This window comes from Vibrio cidicii (assembly GCF_009665415.1).
In the GTDB taxonomy this organism is placed as follows: Bacteria; Pseudomonadota; Gammaproteobacteria; order Enterobacterales; family Vibrionaceae; genus Vibrio; species Vibrio cidicii.
Map to the genome: position 1 here is coordinate 330,239 of NZ_CP035922.1, position 16,766 is coordinate 347,004.

17 protein-coding genes and 1 tRNA gene are annotated in these 16,766 nt (G+C 48.0%); 3 read left to right on the top strand and 15 right to left on the bottom strand.

Annotated features, from left to right (window positions below; translation table 11 throughout):
* Positions 1-13: 13 nt before the first annotated feature.
* From EWA64_RS16995 to EWA64_RS17055, 13 genes are all read right to left on the bottom strand, one after another.
* A complete protein-coding gene (locus EWA64_RS16995; protein ID WP_061896053.1) occupies positions 14-553 on the bottom strand; it encodes a GNAT family N-acetyltransferase in 540 nt (179 codons plus the stop codon).
* A gap of 211 nt (positions 554-764) precedes the next feature.
* Entirely contained in the window at positions 765-1,868 is a 1,104-nt protein-coding gene (locus EWA64_RS17000) for a protein-glutamate methylesterase/protein-glutamine glutaminase (protein ID WP_061896052.1), read from the bottom strand.
* Positions 1,869-1,900: 32 nt separating this feature from the next.
* Positions 1,901-2,491: a chemotaxis protein CheD gene (locus EWA64_RS17005; protein ID WP_061896051.1), complete on the bottom strand. Its 591-nt coding sequence runs from the start codon at positions 2,489-2,491 to the stop codon at positions 1,901-1,903.
* A gap of 4 nt (positions 2,492-2,495) precedes the next feature.
* Positions 2,496-3,350 (bottom strand): CheR family methyltransferase, encoded by an 855-nt coding sequence (locus tag EWA64_RS17010; RefSeq protein WP_212590094.1) that lies wholly within the window; start codon positions 3,348-3,350, stop codon positions 2,496-2,498.
* The gene (locus EWA64_RS17015; RefSeq protein ID WP_061896050.1) at positions 3,350-3,886 is read right to left on the bottom strand and encodes a chemotaxis protein CheW; all 537 of its coding nucleotides are present in this window, start codon (positions 3,884-3,886) and stop codon (positions 3,350-3,352) included. The genes EWA64_RS17010 and EWA64_RS17015 overlap by 1 nt, the downstream gene beginning before the upstream one ends.
* An 8-nt stretch (positions 3,887-3,894) precedes the next feature.
* A complete protein-coding gene (locus EWA64_RS17020; protein ID WP_061896049.1) occupies positions 3,895-5,868 on the bottom strand; it encodes a methyl-accepting chemotaxis protein in 1,974 nt (657 codons plus the stop codon).
* A 23-nt stretch (positions 5,869-5,891) separates the two neighbouring features.
* Positions 5,892-6,482, bottom strand: a complete 591-nt coding sequence (locus tag EWA64_RS17025; RefSeq protein WP_065860356.1) for a chemotaxis protein CheW — start codon at positions 6,480-6,482, stop codon at positions 5,892-5,894.
* A gap of 11 nt (positions 6,483-6,493) precedes the next feature.
* Positions 6,494-8,701, bottom strand: coding sequence for a chemotaxis protein CheA (locus EWA64_RS17030; protein ID WP_061896048.1), 2,208 nt, complete (start codon positions 8,699-8,701; stop codon positions 6,494-6,496).
* Between the two features lie 2 nt (positions 8,702-8,703).
* Positions 8,704-9,027, bottom strand: a complete 324-nt coding sequence (locus EWA64_RS17035; RefSeq protein ID WP_061896047.1) for an STAS domain-containing protein — start codon at positions 9,025-9,027, stop codon at positions 8,704-8,706.
* Between the two features lie 52 nt (positions 9,028-9,079).
* Positions 9,080-9,448 (bottom strand): response regulator, encoded by a 369-nt coding sequence (locus EWA64_RS17040; RefSeq protein ID WP_039441878.1) that lies wholly within the window; start codon positions 9,446-9,448, stop codon positions 9,080-9,082.
* 76 nt (positions 9,449-9,524) lie between these two features.
* Positions 9,525-10,685, bottom strand: a complete 1,161-nt coding sequence (locus EWA64_RS17045; RefSeq protein ID WP_061896046.1) for a methyl-accepting chemotaxis protein — start codon at positions 10,683-10,685, stop codon at positions 9,525-9,527.
* Between the two features lie 259 nt (positions 10,686-10,944).
* The gene (locus EWA64_RS17050; protein ID WP_061896155.1) at positions 10,945-11,556 is read right to left on the bottom strand and encodes a DUF2913 family protein; all 612 of its coding nucleotides are present in this window, start codon (positions 11,554-11,556) and stop codon (positions 10,945-10,947) included.
* A 26-nt stretch (positions 11,557-11,582) separates the two neighbouring features.
* Positions 11,583-11,666 (bottom strand) — tRNA-Leu (locus EWA64_RS17055).
* Positions 11,667-12,215: 549 nt separating this feature from the next.
* On the opposite strand from EWA64_RS17055, the gene EWA64_RS17060 reads away from it, so the two are divergent.
* On the top strand, positions 12,216-13,424 hold the full coding sequence (locus tag EWA64_RS17060) for a NupC/NupG family nucleoside CNT transporter (RefSeq protein WP_061896045.1): 1,209 nt from the start codon (positions 12,216-12,218) through the stop codon (positions 13,422-13,424).
* Positions 13,425-13,516: 92 nt separating this feature from the next.
* On the opposite strand, the gene EWA64_RS17065 is transcribed toward EWA64_RS17060, so the two are convergent.
* Positions 13,517-13,873 (bottom strand): YibL family ribosome-associated protein, encoded by a 357-nt coding sequence (locus EWA64_RS17065; protein WP_039432941.1) that lies wholly within the window; start codon positions 13,871-13,873, stop codon positions 13,517-13,519.
* A gap of 80 nt (positions 13,874-13,953) precedes the next feature.
* Positions 13,954-14,952, bottom strand: a complete 999-nt coding sequence (locus EWA64_RS17070) for a 2-hydroxyacid dehydrogenase (protein WP_061896044.1) — start codon at positions 14,950-14,952, stop codon at positions 13,954-13,956.
* Between the two features lie 179 nt (positions 14,953-15,131).
* Here EWA64_RS17070 and EWA64_RS17075 point away from each other — a divergent pair, with 179 nt between their 5' ends.
* A complete protein-coding gene (locus tag EWA64_RS17075; RefSeq protein WP_061896154.1) occupies positions 15,132-15,590 on the top strand; it encodes a L,D-transpeptidase family protein in 459 nt (152 codons plus the stop codon).
* A 174-nt stretch (positions 15,591-15,764) separates the two neighbouring features.
* Positions 15,765-16,661 (top strand): DMT family transporter, encoded by an 897-nt coding sequence (locus EWA64_RS17080; protein ID WP_061896043.1) that lies wholly within the window; start codon positions 15,765-15,767, stop codon positions 16,659-16,661.
* Positions 16,662-16,766 lie beyond the last annotated feature (105 nt).

Sequence of the window (16,766 nt, forward strand, 5' to 3'; positions counted from 1 at the left end):
TCGGCTGAGTTTCTTATTGGCAGGTGTGTTTGTGTAGGCCATAAATGGCATGATCCAGCACCCTATCTTGCACCTTCTCATTGCGAGTGATGATGCCTTCGAGCGTCATACCAAGGCGCTCCGCCACCGCCCTGCTGGCCAGGTTCTCTTTCGCTGCTTGCAATTGCACTTTCTCTAAACCTAGCGTGTCAAACGCATGCTTAATCAGCGTCTGCGCCGCACGGGTGACGATGCCTTTGCCTTTATACGATTCAGCCAGCCAATAGCCGATACAAGTGCGGCCAAGCTCTGGATTGATTTCATGCAGGCCAATATTGCCGACCAGATCGCCATGGTAAAAAATTGCGCAGGTAAGTGATTTGCCATCAGCGTAATCGTGCAGCGAACGGTGTACAAACAGACGGAAATCTTGCTCAGAGGTACAAAATTCAGGCCAAGCAAGCCATTGGGAGAGATAAGTTTTCTGCTCTGCCACTAGCTCTTTATACAAAGGCGCAAGGGATTCTTGCACCAAAGCCAGCTCAATTTCGTTGTCGACATTTATAGTAAACATAGCCATTCCCCAAAATAGGTTTGTGTCTAGAGTGAATTAATTATTTAATTAATCAATTTCTTAAGTTGAATTGTTTTATTCATCTTTTAGGGTATCAGACTCTATTTCATTCAATTAATCTACTGTGTTGTCCCAATTCTCGTGAAATAGAGTGGAAAGTACCATAGACACAGAAAAGTTTTTGATAACGCGCTCATTGGTGGTTGTCTGGCTACGCATTTTTGAGTGACATGATCAGTTTCGGAATCGCATCTAGCGTCACAATGTGGTCGACCGCACCCAATTTGACCGCTTCTTTGGGCATGCCGTACACCACACAACTGCTCTCATCTTGCGCTATGGTGAGCGCGCCTGCCTCGTGCATCTCTTTCATTCCCTGCGCGCCATCGTCGCCCATGCCGGTCATGATGATGCCCGTCGCATTGGCTCCGGCCGCATTGGCCACCGAGCGAAACAGCACATTTACCGAAGGTCGGTGACGACTGACGAGAGGACCATCCTTGAGTTCCACCCGATACTGAGCGCCACTGCGTCTAAGCAGCATGTGTTTGCCGCCATTGGCAATCAGCACCAACCCCGGCAACACGCGATCATTATTTTCCGCTTCTTTCACGTTCACTCTGCACAATTGATTGAGCCTTTGAGCAAAAGAGGCGGTGAACTGTTCTGGCATATGTTGCACGACAACGATGCCCGGCGCACTGGGTTCAAGCTGTTTCAGCACCACCTCTAATGCTTGTGTGCCCCCCGTTGACGTGCCGATGGCGATGACGCGATCGGTGGTCTCTGCCATCGGTTTGGCTTTGCTGCTTGACAGGATAACGTCTGCGCTCAGTTTTGGCGCACTCTTTAGTGGTGTAAGGGGCTGTGGAGAGTGTGGCTTTGCCGAACTTGATTGGCTTTGAAGCTTGTTAACGTTAGCGGCGGCGGCTCCTTTGATGGCTTGAATCATGGCGATTTTGCTTTCTTGCAAGAAGGATTTTAAACCCGCTTTCGGCTTGGTGATAATATCGATCGCGCCAGCTGCCATCGCCTCCATGGTCACTTGTGCGCCAATGCCGGTTAACGTTGAGCAAATCACCACCGCCGTTGGCCTTTCTGCCATCAGTTTTTTAAGGAACGTAATGCCATCCATACGAGGCATTTCGATATCGAGAATGACCACATCGGGCCATTGCTGCTGCATTTTTTTCATGGCGAAAATCGGGTCAGAGGCAGAGCCAATCACGTCAATATTTGACTCACCATGCAGTTGTTCAGTTAACACTTGCCTCACCACGGCTGAGTCATCGACGATTAATACTTTAATGGCCATAGGTTGTTCCTTTTTACTGCCAGCATTATTGATTACCAGAACTGAATTGGGCGTGATTTTTGTTGTGATTGCTGTAATAGGAAGGCTCTTTCTTGCTTGGCGAGCGTGTCCTGATTTTGATGACCAACGCGTTTAACATAGACGCTGAAATCGTCGTCTGAAACAAAATGAACGACTCGGGCATGTGCTCCGCCTAAACTGAACGCGATTAAGGGGATTCCCTCCTGTTTAAGAAATTCGACCACAAACTGGCTATTGAGCTGCCCAATGGTAAATGGCAGGATCTCTTTACCTTTGCTATCGAGCAAGTTACAGCCGCCAAATGCCTTGGCTTGCAGATGTCTACGCTCTGCGCCTTTCTTTAGCATGGCGTTGATCAGCAGCTCCATGGCGTGAATGCCATATCGACCTGCGTCAGAAAAAAGCAGTGGTTCCCTTTTTTGGAATGTTGTATTCGCCAACAAAAAATGGTTCATCCCCATCACATGATGGACAGGATCCCACAGGCACGTTGCCACGCAAGAACCCAAAATGGTAGAAAATACCGGTTTTTGATGGCAAGCGTGATACTCCCCGGGTCCGAGCGTGATACGAGTTCTGCCTTGATGGATTGATGAACGCATAGCGCTATTCACTTTGTTTGCGATAAATCGATGAGCGAACTAATTTGGCTTTGTGCTCTAAACCATTCAGTGATTCGGAATGACCAATAAAAAGCAGCCCATTTGGTTTCAACTGCTGTAAGAGTTTTTGGATCACCTTCTGTTTGGTATCGCGGTTGAAATAGATCATCACATTGCGCAAGAAGATCGCATCAAATAGCCCTAAGTTGGGTAAAGGTTCGATGAGGTTAACTTGATGAAAGGTGCAACGTGAGCGCAAAAAGCGTTCAACCAGAAAGTAGCCTTCTTGCTGCCGAATGCCCTTAAGGCAGTATTGGCGTAGATAGTAGTCACTCATCGAACCTCGGCGAGAGAGCGGATAAACCGCTTTTTGACAGTGGTCGAGCATACGCTGACTGACATCGGAGCCAACCACTTCCCACGCTCTATGTGGCAATGCTTCTGCCAGCGTCATGGCCAGCGTATACACCTCTTCACCCGATGAACAGGCCGCGCTCCAAATGCGAAATGTCCCGCTGGGTCGAGACTCTTTGAGGTGTTGCCGCAAAAACTCAAAGTGATTCGGTTCGCGGAAAAAGTAGGTTTCGTTGGTGGTGAGAAGATCCACCATCACTTGCATTTCGCCAGGATATTGCTGGGTGTTGCGTATTAACTGATAATACTGTTCGAAGGTCTTCAGATGATAGTGGCGTAGCCTTTTGGCTAAACGTCCGGAAACGAGCACTTTCTTTTCGTCGGCCATCGATATTCCTGCAGTGCGGAAGATCAACTCTCTGAAGCAGCCGAACTCCTCGTCCGTAATGGGACGAAAACTTTCTAACACCGTGGCACTTTGAGTTTCAGGCTGCATCACGTTCATTACGCATGTACCACTTCTGGTAAGTGTTCTAGTGCGGATTGATGTTGTGATATCTCTTCTAATGTGAGCACGCGGTTGATGTTGAGTAGGGTAATAAAGTCCTCATCGTATCTCGCCATATGATGGATGTACTCGTTGGCAATGTCCGTCCCAAACTCAGGGGGAGATTGCAGTTGCTGATCAGCAATATCGAGAATTTCACGTACATTATCGACCATCATTCCCACTAGATTATGCTCTTCATTGTGTTCGGTTTCGACGAAAACGATACAACTGCGTTTACTCAGCTTGGCAGGTGTGCCAAGCAAGCGAAACGGTAAGTCAACCACGGGGACGACATTCCCCCTTAGGTTGATGACACCGCGAATTTCTTGTGAGGTCATCGGAACTCGCGTCATATCGGTGAGTTCGATGATCTCTTTTACATCAAGAATCGAAATGGCCATCACTTGGTGGGCAACGGAAAACGTCAGATATTGACGGCTGTGGCCGTCAATATCACGAACGTCTTTTCCTTGAGCAATCAGTTGCTTCATAGCATCTCCTAAAATCGTTCAAAATCCCTTTCATCGAAACCTGTTGCGGTAGCATAGCTCAGTGAAGGTTGTGGTTTCGGTGTTGGGGATGGCGCCGATTTTTTTACCGATGGGGCTGCTTTTGGTGGTGGGGCAACATTGTCGTTTGCCATGTTCAATCGGAAAAATGCGACCGCTTGTTGCAGCGCTTCGGCCTGTGCACTCAGTTCTTCCGCCGTTGCGGCGAGCTCTTCTGAGGACGCGGCACTTTGCTGCGTCGTTTGATCTAACTGCGACATAGCGCTGTTAATTTGTGCCACGCCACTGGATTGCTCATCAGAAGCTGCAGCAATTTCTTGTACTAAATCAGCCGTTTTACTGATGCTGGGCACTATTTCTTCCAGCAGTTTACCCGCTTCTTCGGCAATTGAGACGCTGTTGGTCGCTAATTGGTTGATTTCTTGGGCTGTCACTCGGCTGTTTTCAGCCAGTTTTCGTACTTCGGCAGCCACGACGGTAAACCCTTTGCCATGTTCACCCGCTCTTGCGGCCTCTATTGCAGCATTGAGGGAGAGCAGATTCGTTTTGTAAGCGATATCTTCGATCAGGCTAATTTTGCTGGCGATCTCTTTCATTGCTTGTACAGTACGGCCTACGGCTTTTCCGCCTTTTTCTGCTTCGCCAGACGCTTTGGTGGCCATGCTATCCGTCACTCGAGCGTTCTCGGCATTTTGTTGGACAGAGGCGTTGAGCTCCTCGACCGAAGCGGTGGTCTCTTCAACGCTGGCTGCCTGTTCCGTTGCGCCTTGGCTTAAAGTTTGTGCGGTGGCGTTGACCTGCTGCGAGGCGCTGACGAGGGCGTCGGCATTGCCCCGAACTTGTTCAATTATGCCGCTCAGTCGAGTGACCATCTCTTGCATCGCCCCATAAACACCAGTTGCCTGACCTTGATGTTCGAAGCGAATGTTCAGGTCCCCATCGGCAATTTGGCGAGCAATGGTCTCCATATCTCTCGGCTCACCCCCCAATGGTTTTTTAATGATACGGACCAACAACCACGACAAGATGATACTGACCACAACTGCTCCCATAGACACCCATATTACCGTTGTTACGGTATTCACGTTGTCCTGTTTGACTTGTGGCCCGAGAGTGTCTTGATCTTTTTGCACCGAGAGTGTGACCGCCTCACTGGCCGTCGAAACGATTTTTTCAAGGCGATCAAGGTCATCGGTGATCTTTTTATGCAAACTATTGGCGATTTGGTTCATGTCCGATAGGGCTTGAGCGTAAATTGCCTTTGCCGCCATGAAGTTTTCCAGCAGACGTCTGCGTTCAGGGTTTTCTAAATTGGCATCGAGACTTTTTTCTCTTTCCACCATAGCGATATTGAGCTCATTGAATGCGCGATCGGCATCGGCTTGATCGTAAGAGAGCAAATATTTCGTGACATAAAGCCGTGCTAAAAGTAGAGATTCTTGGGTTTCACTGGCAAAGAAGGTTGCTTCAGGATCCGAGTCTTGATGCGCAGAGTCCATGATGCTAGCCATGGACTTGACCATGATGCCTCCCTGAGGTTCCAACTGCTGCTTCATGATGGCATCACGCTGTTCCATGAGCTTGGTGATTTGGGAAAACGTCTCGTCGTACTGTGTAATCGAGCTTAAGATGAGTTTAATGTTCTCAGCACGCTCTGGTTTTTGTATGCTTCCATCTGCGCGTTTAACGAGCTCCATCAACTGAGAGAAATAGTCCCGATACAGACGTAACGAGTCCTGATTTTGGTTGATGATGTAATCCTTAGCATAGACTCGTGTCAGCAGCATGTGGATTTCCACTTGGCTGGCGAGGTTAGAGTCCCTAGCCAGTTCTCGGTAGCTGTCAAAGCCAGAAGCCGCCTTTGACTGACCGAAATAAGCAGTGATTGATACGGCGATCAACATCGCCATGACTAACGCGTAGCCCAAACTGATTTGAGCGCTTAATTTTAAACGACTAAACATGACGCCATCCCCTTGCCAATAAGTTATTCTGAGTTCGATGAAGTTGTCATTGAGCGTTCAGAGAACGCCGTTGAATGCTGGGTTGCTATGGTTTCCCAATGCTGTGCAGCAATATCCCCCACATATGAGAGAAGGTGCTTGATATCTAATAGAATAAAAAACAGTTCATTAGTGCGAGCCATCGCTTTGATAAACTGTGTATCGACGGATTCGCCAAAGGCTGGGGGCGGATGAATGCCCCCTTGCTCTATCTCAACGATTTCGTCAACACTGTCGACCAACATTCCAATGGGGAGAGAGTGTTGCTCGCCTGCTATTTGCACAAGAATAATGCAACTGCGTCCGTCTAACGCGCGTTGCCCTTTGCCTAGTCTGGCGGAGAGATCAACCACCGGTACCGCTTGGCCACGTAGATTGATAACTCCACGGATGAAGTTGGGCATCATCGGTATTGCGGTCATCGATCCAAACTCAATAATTTCACTGACTTCAAGGATGCCGATAGCAAAAAGCTCGTTGGCTACTTTAAAAGTCAGGTACTGTTCGATGTGTTCGTCGCTAGAGTTCTGCTTTTCGTCCTGTTCAACACCGAAGCCTGTGATCAGTTCCACCATGTTTGAACCTCCTAATACGCGTGAGAACTCATAGGGAGTTTGGAACGTTTGGGATGTGAGCTCTCGCCTTGTTTAATCGCAAGTGAAATCAGCCCTTGAATATCCAAGATTAAAGCGATGTTGCCATTGCCTAACACCGTTGCTCCACTGATCCCTTTCAGCCCTTGAAAGACTTTTCCTAATGGCTTAATCACGGTTTGCAGTTCGCCGAAAAGCTGATCAACCACCAGCCCAGCCCGGCTGCGTCCAAAACGAACCACCACCAAGTTTTCACGATCAGTACGCTCTTCATCCACGACATCAAAGAAATCTCTCAGGCGCAGGCAAGGCATCATATCGCCGCGCAGATTGATGTGATGACGCTGGTTGTCTGAGGACCATTGTGCCGAGTCCAGCTCCACGCACTCTTCTACCATGCTAAGCGGGATCACATAGCGTTCAGAGCCGACGCCGACCATAAATCCGTCAATGATGGCTAAGGTCAGAGGAAGGTGAATGGTGACTAGGGTTCCTTTGCCCTTTTCACTGTCGACCTCCACGTTGCCTCGTAGGGCATCAATGTTACGTTTCACTACATCCATGCCGACACCTCGGCCGGATAGGTTACTGGCTTGTTCTTTGGTGCTTAAACCTGGTTCGAAAATCAGTCGGGTGAGTTCACGACGGCTTAATGTCTGATCGGCTTTGATGAGCCCGTTGACTTCAGCTTTTCTGCGTATTTTTTCCAGATCCAGCCCTGCGCCGTCATCGGCAATTTGGATCACAATGTGACCAGAGTCGTGCAGCGCATTGAGTCGCAGCGTTCCTGTGCTGGGCTTGCCATTGGCACGTCGTTCGGCGGGTGATTCAATGCCGTGGTCGAGGGCATTGCGAACAAGGTGTGTGAGTGGATCAGCAATTTTTTCGACCACGCTTTTATCCAGTTCGGCTTCTCCTCCCGTGATGACCAGCTCAATCTCTTTACCTAACTCTTGGCTGACATCGCGGACCACACGGCGAAAGCGTGAGAAGGTATCGCCAATCGGTACCATCCTTAGTTGCAGCGCGTGGTCGCGAATTTCTTCAACTAACGCCTCAACGTTGGTGACCACTTCTTGTGCGTCTTGCATCTGATACTTGTCGACCATCAGACGTACCGCGGCGTTTGAGATGACTAACTCGCCAACTAGGTTAATCAAATGCCCCAAGCGATTCGCATCGACGCGTATCGATTGGTTCTCTTTATTCGCTTTTTCTCGGTTGGTTTGCTGCTTGTGTAGTGCTTTCTCGAGAACGGGTTCCGAAACGATTTGGTGTTTAACCAATATTTCACCCAATGGCTGTCCTGCCTCTTGTGGATCGGCTGATTGAACTGGCGAGTTCTGTTCCGTCAGAGCCAATGCGAGTTCTTGCTCAGTGATTGCGCCGATGTTAATCAACATTTCACCAAGGCGTTGTACATTCTCTTCAGGAAGGTTATCGAGTAAGTCTAAATAACTCGCTTGTAAACTATTGGGAGGCACAATGCGGACATCACAATCTTCTCTGACAAATTCAAACACTTCCTCAATGTCAGTTTTGCTTGCTTCACTGATTAGCGAGATGCGAAATGAAAGATAGCAACTTTCTGCATCCATCAACTCAGCCGTTGGTAAATCTTGCGTGAGTGTAACGATATCAGTGATATGTCCAAGACGTGGGAGATAGCGAATAAAAGAGAGTGGGTCTAGGCCATTGCGAAGGGCATCAGGTTTGAAATCCAGTGCAATCACCCAAAAATCGCGACTGTTTTCTCGCTCCATTTGCGTTTCTAGGGGGTTATGCGCTTCGCTTGCGATGGGGGTTGGCGTTGATGATACTTGCAATAGCTGTGCTATCAGTTCCCTTCCGGCTTGTTCAAGTTCAGTGGGCATCTCATGTTCCATACCTTCTGTAACTGTACCGACTAAGCGCTCTGTATGGTCTTTGCATTCTAATAGCAGAGCGATGAAAGCACTGTCGATGCTTCTCACCCCTTTCCTCACCAGATCCATTTGCGTTTCTACCGGGTGAGTAAAATCGACAATGCAATCAAAGCCAAAGATGCCAGCAGCCCCTTTAATGGTGTGCATGGCTCTAAACACTTGGTTGATAGGTTCTTCATCATTGGGTGATTGCTCCATGGCAAGCAGTGCGTCTTCCATCTGTTCGAGCAGCTCTGCCGACTCTTGGACAAAAATAAACTTCGCATCATCGGACATGGTTATTTTTCTCCTGCTGGCAACAAAATAGGGTCACCGAGAGCGGCAACAAGATTGAGTGTTTCGAGTACATCAATCACGGCGGTGCTGTGCTTAGTTAACTGCACCTTTTTTTCCAGTCGAACAGATTCATTTCGAAGCATCAGCAGAAGCTGAACGCCAGCCGTATCAATCTCTTTGATGGCTTCAAGATCAACATCGAGCGAGTCGAACTGGCACAATGCCTCGAAGAGGGCTTGTTTCATTTCGGCGGCACTGTAAATGGTTAACTCGTCTTGTATGCTAACCTGCGCGTGACCTTGCTCGGCTTTTATTGCAATCGTCATTGGGCTTCCTTTCCTTGTATCCCTACTCAAAGGGAAACAGCGCGATAGAGCGCTAAGGTAGAACAAGTTTGGCAACCGCATCCAACATTTTGGGGGGTTGAAACGGCTTCACAATCCACGCTTTGGCTCCGGCAGTTCGGCCTTCAGACATCTTGTCTTGACCTGCTTCGGTAGTCAGCATGATAACGGGCGTGAACTTGTAGCGAGGGTGCTGTTTGATCTCTTTGAGAAACGCAATGCCATCCATAACAGGCATGTTGACATCGCTGATGATCAAATGAATTTTATCCCCAGTCATTTTGCTTAAAGCATCTTTGCCATTGCTTGCTTCAATGACATCGTAGCCAGCACCACGTAACGCAATGCCAACGACTTGACGGATCGAGGTTGAATCGTCAACAACCAGTATTGTTTTAGCCATAGTGTCGTCTCTTCAATCAATTGAAATTCTGCAAGCTCTCTCGCTTGCGCGCTCTGTTTCTCGCCCTGAATTGGAGCTAGAAAAAACTCACCGAGCCACTTTCTGCTGATGCGCTTACATGGCGAGCTTTAGGATCGTGCTGCTGGTGTTCTTCCACCGTGGTGTAACTCGATTTCATTTTGGCTAGTAGCTGATCAATATCTTTCTTACTCAGCGGCGTCTCTTGATCGAGCACCTTGCTACTGAGCTCATCCATACTTTTGCTTATTTGGCTTAAGATTTGGCTCACTCGGTCTTGGAACTGTAACTCGATCAGCACTTGCTCAATTTGTTGTTGAATCTCTTGTTGAGTGACCAGCAGTTGCGCGGCTTCATCGTGCAGCGATTGCGTATAAGCGCCCAAGTTCTCAATCACGTCTTGGATGTGATGCTCGCTTTCTTCAAGGGTTTTATCTTCTTGATCTTTTGTTGACGATGCTGAAGCCAATATCGAGCTCATCACACCTTTTACTTCATTGATTTTCTTGGCAATTTGATCGCCCGTTGTGCCTGATTGGGCTGAGAGATCGCGCACCTCTTGTGCCACGACTGCAAAGCCCCGTCCTGCTTCACCTGCTCTGGCTGCTTCTATCGCCGCGTTGAGGGCAAGCATATTGGTTTGGTTGGCAATATTGGCGACGGCAAGTGCCATTTGGTCGAGGTCGTTAGTGAAGTTTTCCAGCGAGCCTATCTGGGTGAATAGCTGGTCGGTGACGTCGTCATACGCTTTTAGCTGCGAAAAGATGGTGGTTAATTTGTCTCTATCCTGTTCAATATTGTGATGGCTTTGAGGACCGTTAATCGCACTGGATTCACCTTGGGTTTGAACCATCAGAGCGACCAGATTGGAAAAGCGGTTCGACAACTCATTAATGGCATTTTCCGATATATCTTTACAACTGGTGATGTGTCGCTGCCAAATGGGGATCACCTTATGCCAGATATGATGTTCTTGCTCGGTAAGCTCGTGCTGTTTATGGGATTGTGACTGCTCGGACGCGATTTGCTTCTTAACACTGCCGATTTCCCTGTCCATCTCGTTGGCGGCAATGTGAATCAGAGCCACAAAGCCCGTGCTACAAATCAGCCAAAGCACGACAAAGTAGAGTGCAAAGTCTGGAAATACAAAGAAAGCTACCGCCAGTCCGACGGAAAAAAGGAACAACAGCCAAGAGTAGGTTTTCAAATTCACAATCATTAGCGTAGGCAATCCGGTAATTTGATTTTCCTCTTTAGACTAGATAGCAATCAGGCGAGGCAGCGTGATTTAGATCGGAAAATTCAACTTTAAGCAATCTGTAGCACATTTAATTGGTTTTATATTGTTGAGGGCATATCGCAGATTAAGTGATGTGTTTTGTGAATAAACTTGATTATCTTTTTGAAAATTAAGGGTTTATATTGAAGGAAATTGTGCTGAGGTGATTGTGACGTGTAAGAAAGTGAGGTGACGGGGGTTACGCTAGTTCAAGCGTAATGCGTACAAAAAGCTCATCTTGGTACTGCACTGCATAGCCGTAGGTATTGTTGGCGTAGATTGCGCCAAGGAACAATGAACGCTGGCTCATCGGGCCGCGAAATAGCATCGAAATGGGTTTGATCAAGGTGTTTTGGCTATCAAAATGATCGTTCAGATTTTGCGTCAACACACACAGTAGGCAACCATTTTCATCATGAGAAAGGTCAACATCTTCAGCGCGTGACAGCAAAACAGTGGTCCCGAGTTTTTTCTCGATCTCATTGATCAGCAAGAGGTAACTGTCCAGATGCGGTTGCGCAGGTGGCGTTTCAGCACCGACACACTTTTCCAGCAGTTTTTCTAAGTTGCCTTGTTCGCCTTTGGCTTGCTGGGTTAGGGTTTTGAGCGGCTTTTTAATCAGTTTGTAGCGATTGCTTTTCAGCTTAGGCTTGAGCCATTTTTGCAGTAAATCGTTACTGTCTTTAACTGATAGAGGCTGTTCGGCGGTAGCAAGGCGACGGAATTCAAGATGCAACAAAGCGTGAACCGCAAGCTCACTGAGAAGTTGATTTGCATCTGCAGCCTGTCTGGCTTGCTTAATACCTTGCATCACATCGAAATTATCTAATAAGGGAATGGTGCCGAGAGAGGGACTCGAACCCTCACACCATAGGCGCTAGCACCTCATGCTAGTGTGTCTACCAATTTCACCATCTCGGCATAGGATGTTGAAGCATCGCTTCAATATTGATGTGGTTCATTTCAAACCGAAGCGAATTGTATATCCAAAATTTTCGTTAGGCGAGTGTTTATTGAAGAGAAATTGATGATTTTGGTTTGTTTGCACATTTGTTGCGCAAAGAGCGGTAAAATTCAGCATTAACCATATTTTTGTTATTGTTATGAGGATGGTGGAAGAGCGTTTTGTCTGTTTTATAAACGCTTGAACGTTTGCGTGAATAAATGTGATGAATGTCTCATTAATCTCCCTATACTAGCGACCCGTTTAAACGGGATTCAGGGTAGCGAGGTTCGCTGCTCTTACCCATACAAGCCGTCACACGGAATTAGGCTCACGCCTGAGTGAATGACCCCAAGGACCGGACCAGCTTCTTATCAAAGCTTGTATAAGGTAACAAAGATGTCGAACTATATGTTCTCTGTGATTCACTCCTCTTGGTGTCACACTTCACCATTTCATGCAGCTCCCTCTTTTGCTGATTTCGTCAGCGTTCCACTCTTTTTCAAACGCTAAGCAGGTCATTTCACATGAGTATTCTATTTGGTCTTCTGGGTGTGTTGGCCCTTCTTGGCTGCGCGGTTTTGTTGTCTGAAAGTCGCCGTTCGATTAACTGGCGTACGGTGTTTCGAGCTTTACTGCTGCAAGTCGGTTTTGCTGCGCTGGTGCTGTATTTTCCTTGGGGACAAGTTGCGCTGGCGTCACTGAGTGGTGCGGTGTCCGGTTTGCTGGGCTTTGCCGATGAAGGTATCGCCTTTCTATTTGGTGATTTAGCGTCTTCAGGCTTTATTTTTGCCGTGCGTGTGTTACCTATCATCATCTTTTTCAGCGCTCTGATTTCGGCACTTTACTATCTTGGTATTATGCAGAAGGTGATTCAGTTTCTCGGTGGCGGTATTCAAAAATTTCTTGGTACCAGCAAAGCCGAGTCTTTGGTTGCGACCGGTAACATCTTCCTCTCACAGGGTGAGTCGCCTTTATTGATCCGTCCTTTCTTGCCGAAAATGACCCGTTCGGAGTTGTTTGCAGTAATGGTCGGTGGCATGGCATCGGTGGCGGGCAGTGTGCTTGGCGGCTATGCGGGCTTGGGTGTTGAACTTAAATATCTGATTGCGGCCAGCTTCATGGCGGCGCCCGGAAGCTTGTTGATGGCGAAAATCATCATTCCTGAGCGTGCAACGCCGTGCGATTACAATGACATTGCGCTGGACAAATCGGATCAAAGCAATGTGATTGATGCGCTAGCTAGCGGCGCGATGGGCGGGATGAAAGTCGCGGTTGCAGTCGGCACCATGTTGATTGCGTTTGTCAGCGTGATCGCGATGGTCAACACTGGGCTGGAAAATCTGGGTGAACTGCTTGGCTTTAGCGGCATCACATTGCAAGCGATCTTTGGTTATCTCTTCTCTCCTTTAGCATGGCTGATTGGTGTACCTGCGCATGAAGTGTTGGCGGCGGGCTCTTACATCGGGCAGAAAATCGTAATGAATGAGTTTGTTGCCTTCATCGATTTTGTTGAGCACAAAGCGCTCTTGTCTGAACACAGCCAAGTGATTGTCACCTTTGCTCTGTGTGGCTTTGCCAATATCGGTTCTATCGCCATCCAGTTGGGATCAATTGGCGTAATGGCGCCAGAGCGTCGTGGCGATGTGGCAAACATGGGCTTGAAAGCCGTTGCGGCGGGCACGTTGGCGAACTTGATGAGCGCGTGTTTGGCGGGCATTTTTATCGCCTTGTAAGAGGGCGATAACAGCATGCTTTCGTTGGCGAGGGTATGATAAACAAAAAAGCCTGAGTGATCGTCGCTCAGGCTTTTCTTTTCTCTTAGCGCTTAAAACGCTTTTGGCGCAAAGCCTGTCATCACATCCAGACGCAGTTCTTTACCAATCTTGGTCATTGGATGGACGATGACCAAGCCTTTGACGCGTTTTTTCAGTTTACCAATGTCTGCTTGCTCTTCTTTGGTAATTTCACGCGAGAAAGGCATGTCGAGCAAACTCTTACGTTCTTTATTTAGCTCGTAATTTTGCTTGTGCTTGAGTTGGGACAGTGACTTAGACAGTTCATCCACTTCATTGGTGAATTTGGTGATCATTTCCTGATCACCGCGAGTACGTGCGGTTTCAAGTTTACGCTGACAAGTGTCTAAACGGTTGTGCAGCTTCTGGATGTCGTTTTTTATGCTCATGAACACTGGGCTCTGGTAGAAATGGTCGGGAAGTATAGCATAGCTAAGCGTAGCACTTTACTATACTGCCCGACATTTTATCATTCGCTGATTAACTCGTTGCCGCTGGTTGCGCCAGAAAAATAGGCGTCGATGTTGTTTAGCGTCACCGAGGCGATATTATTGAGTGCCTCGTGCGTTAAAAAGGCCTGATGGCCAGTGAACAACACGTTGTGGCAAGCGGAAAGGCGGCGGAAAACATCGTCGACAATCACATCGTTGGATTTGTCTTGGAAAAAGAGATCTTTCTCGTTGTCATACACATCCAAACCGAGCGCGCCAATTTGTCCCTGTTTAAGCGCTTCAATGGCGGCAAGCGAATCGAGCAGTTCGCCGCGGCTGGTGTTGATGATCATGACGCCGCGTTTCATTTTGGCAAACGAGGTTTCGTTGAGCAGATGGTAGTTCTCTTTGCTCATTGGGCAGTGCAGGCTGATGATGTCTGACTTGGCATACAACTCATCCAAGGAAACGTATTGTGCACCCAGCTCCAGCGCGAGAGGGTTGGGATACGGATCGTAGCAGAGAATATCCATTCCCAAGCCTTTGAAAATACGCATTGCGGCTACTCCAATTTTGCCCGAGCCAATCACGCCGACAGTTTTGCCGTAGAAGTTGAAACCCACTAAGCCATCAAGCGAGAAGTTCGCATCACGGGTGCGCTGATACGCTTTGTGCAGACGGCGATTTAAACACATCATCATGCCGACCGCATGCTCGGCGACCGCTTCTGGTGAATAGGCTGGCACGCGCACTACTTGCAGGCCGAATTCTTTTGCCGCTGCCAAGTCTACTTTGTCAAAACCCGCGCAGCGCATGGCGATCAGTTTGGTTCCACCTTCTGCCAGTAACTTAAGAACTGGCGCAGAAAGATCGTCGTTGACGAATGCGCACACCACCTCGTGGTTTTTAGCCAGTGATGCGGTTTTGCTGGTTAAGCGAAAATCGTGGAAATGATACTCAACCGGGTGGTCGCCTTTGGCTTTATTAAAGGAGACTTCGTCGTAGTTTTTTGCACTATAGAAAAGCACATTTACCATAGTAACCTCACAGAATTTAATGTTTTTATAAAGTTTTCTGTTTATAAATTACTTGAATGCGGCGAGGTTGGGTAGGGTAAATTGCGTGGAATAAGTTTGCCCAATACTGTTTGCTTCATTAGTATGCAAATAGCATGGATGGCGATGGAAGGTGCGTGTTGAAAAGCAAAGCAGTATGGATGTTATTGCTCTTTTTGAGCTTGCCAGTGCTGGCGCAGGTGGATCTGGTTAAAGTCGATAAATCCAAACGCCGCCTCTACCTGATGCAAGGAGAGACAATCATTCGCGAATACCGCATCGCGCTAGGCAAAAATCCACAGGGACATAAACAGCAAGAGGGCGATCACCGCACCCCAGAGGGCGATTACACGCTGGATTACGTCTCTGAAGAATCCGCGTTTTATCGCTCAGTGCACATCAGCTACCCCAATGAAACCGATTTAGCGCAAGCGCGCGAACGGGGTGTTTCGCCCGGTGGTGATATCAAAATTCATGGCCTGCGTGACGGCGAGCAGCGCCCACCTCAATTTATTCAGAGTTTCGATTGGACCAACGGCTGCATAGCGCTAACCAATGCTGAGATGGATGAGTTTATCCGTTTAGTGAAAATGGGTACGCCGATTCACATCGATTGGTAGTTTAATCGTTTTCCTTTCTCACTGAGTGAGAATTTAACCGACCTTTGTCTCGATAGCATCGGTACGTTTTGGCATCATGTCGCTTGCTCAATCTATTTTTGCGTATCTGCAACAATAGCTTATAACCAAGAGAAGGAGGCTAAGACCGCCTTCCTAACAGCACGAGTAATCATATTGACTTCTGAACGCAAAGCTGCCGCCATCTTGATCATGGCCACCATACTGTCCGCTTTTGGCTGGATCTTTTCCAAAGAGACGATCCAAGGGTTACCGCCGTTCGGCTTCGTCGGTTTGCGCTTTCTTATTGCCTCACTGTGTTTACTGCCGTTTTGTTTTCGCTCGCTGTGCCGCGCGAGTTGGCAAGACATCCGCTCAGCAGCCTTGGTCGGTTGCCTGCTTGCAACGGCGCTGATCAGCTGGATTCACGCCATTTCGATTAGTGATACCCTCGGTGAAGGGGCGTTTATTCTCAGCTTGTCGATGTTGATGGTTCCGTTTGTTGCGTGGATCTTATTTCGGCAACAGCCCAAACGCATTTTTTGGCTCTCACTGCCGATTGCTATGTCGGGGCTGGCGTTTTTGTCACTTAAAGATGGCTGGCAAAGCTCCTCCAGTCAGTTATGGTTTTTGTTTAATGCCGTGGTGCTAGCGCTGCATTTCAATATCAACAGCAAGTATTCGCAGACCTTACCTATTTTGCTTCTTACCTGTATTCAACTGTTTGTGACTGGATTGATTGGTTTAACCGCCAGTGCGCTGTTTGAAAGCGTGCCGCTTCATGTCGAGCCGAGTATTTGGGGCTGGTTTACCGCCAGCACCATATTGGCGACCGCGCTGCGCTATGTGATGCAAACCATGGCACAAAAGCAGATCAACCCAGGAAACGCGGCGTTAATCATGATTTTAGAGCCGGTTTGGACGGTATTTCTCAGTATCGGCTGGTATGGTGAGGTTTTAACGTTCAGTAAGTTAGTCGGCTGTAGCCTGATTTTGTTTTCACTGATCTTGTATCGCACCGACGGTAAGTTACTCACTTTGCTTAGGCGTAGAAAGCCAGCGGTAGGTGATTAACGCTTGGTCAAGTCGCAGTGCCATGTACTAACTTTTGTGTTCATCATCGCCATTTACACCAAATTCATTACTCAACACCAAATTAAATTAGATAGACATCAATAA

Bases quoted from the DNA above. Each gene is read 5' to 3' on its own strand.
- EWA64_RS17070 (WP_061896044.1), bottom strand. From the start codon at position 14,952: ATGGTAAATGTGCTTTTCTATAGTGCAAAAAACTACGACGAAGTCTCC.
- EWA64_RS17030 (WP_061896048.1), bottom strand. From the start codon at position 8,701: ATGTCCGATGATGCGAAGTTTATTTTTGTCCAAGAGTCGGCAGAGCTG.
- EWA64_RS16995 (WP_061896053.1), bottom strand. From the start codon at position 553: ATGTTTACTATAAATGTCGACAACGAAATTGAGCTGGCTTTGGTGCAA.
- EWA64_RS17005 (WP_061896051.1), bottom strand. From the start codon at position 2,491: ATGCGTTCATCAATCCATCAAGGCAGAACTCGTATCACGCTCGGACCC.
- EWA64_RS17020 (WP_061896049.1), bottom strand. From the start codon at position 5,868: ATGTTTAGTCGTTTAAAATTAAGCGCTCAAATCAGTTTGGGCTACGCG.
- EWA64_RS17015 (WP_061896050.1), bottom strand. From the start codon at position 3,886: ATGAAGCAACTGATTGCTCAAGGAAAAGACGTTCGTGATATTGACGGC.
- EWA64_RS17075 (WP_061896154.1), top strand. From the start codon at position 15,132: ATGTTATTGCTCTTTTTGAGCTTGCCAGTGCTGGCGCAGGTGGATCTG.
- EWA64_RS17010 (WP_212590094.1), bottom strand. From the start codon at position 3,350: ATGAACGTGATGCAGCCTGAAACTCAAAGTGCCACGGTGTTAGAAAGT.
- EWA64_RS17040 (WP_039441878.1), bottom strand. From the start codon at position 9,448: ATGGCTAAAACAATACTGGTTGTTGACGATTCAACCTCGATCCGTCAA.
- EWA64_RS17045 (WP_061896046.1), bottom strand. From the start codon at position 10,685: ATGATTGTGAATTTGAAAACCTACTCTTGGCTGTTGTTCCTTTTTTCC.
- EWA64_RS17065 (WP_039432941.1), bottom strand. From the start codon at position 13,873: ATGAGCATAAAAAACGACATCCAGAAGCTGCACAACCGTTTAGACACT.
- EWA64_RS17000 (WP_061896052.1), bottom strand. From the start codon at position 1,868: ATGGCCATTAAAGTATTAATCGTCGATGACTCAGCCGTGGTGAGGCAA.
- EWA64_RS17025 (WP_065860356.1), bottom strand. From the start codon at position 6,482: ATGGTGGAACTGATCACAGGCTTCGGTGTTGAACAGGACGAAAAGCAG.
- EWA64_RS17035 (WP_061896047.1), bottom strand. From the start codon at position 9,027: ATGACGATTGCAATAAAAGCCGAGCAAGGTCACGCGCAGGTTAGCATA.
- EWA64_RS17050 (WP_061896155.1), bottom strand. From the start codon at position 11,556: ATGCAAGGTATTAAGCAAGCCAGACAGGCTGCAGATGCAAATCAACTT.
- EWA64_RS17060 (WP_061896045.1), top strand. From the start codon at position 12,216: ATGAGTATTCTATTTGGTCTTCTGGGTGTGTTGGCCCTTCTTGGCTGC.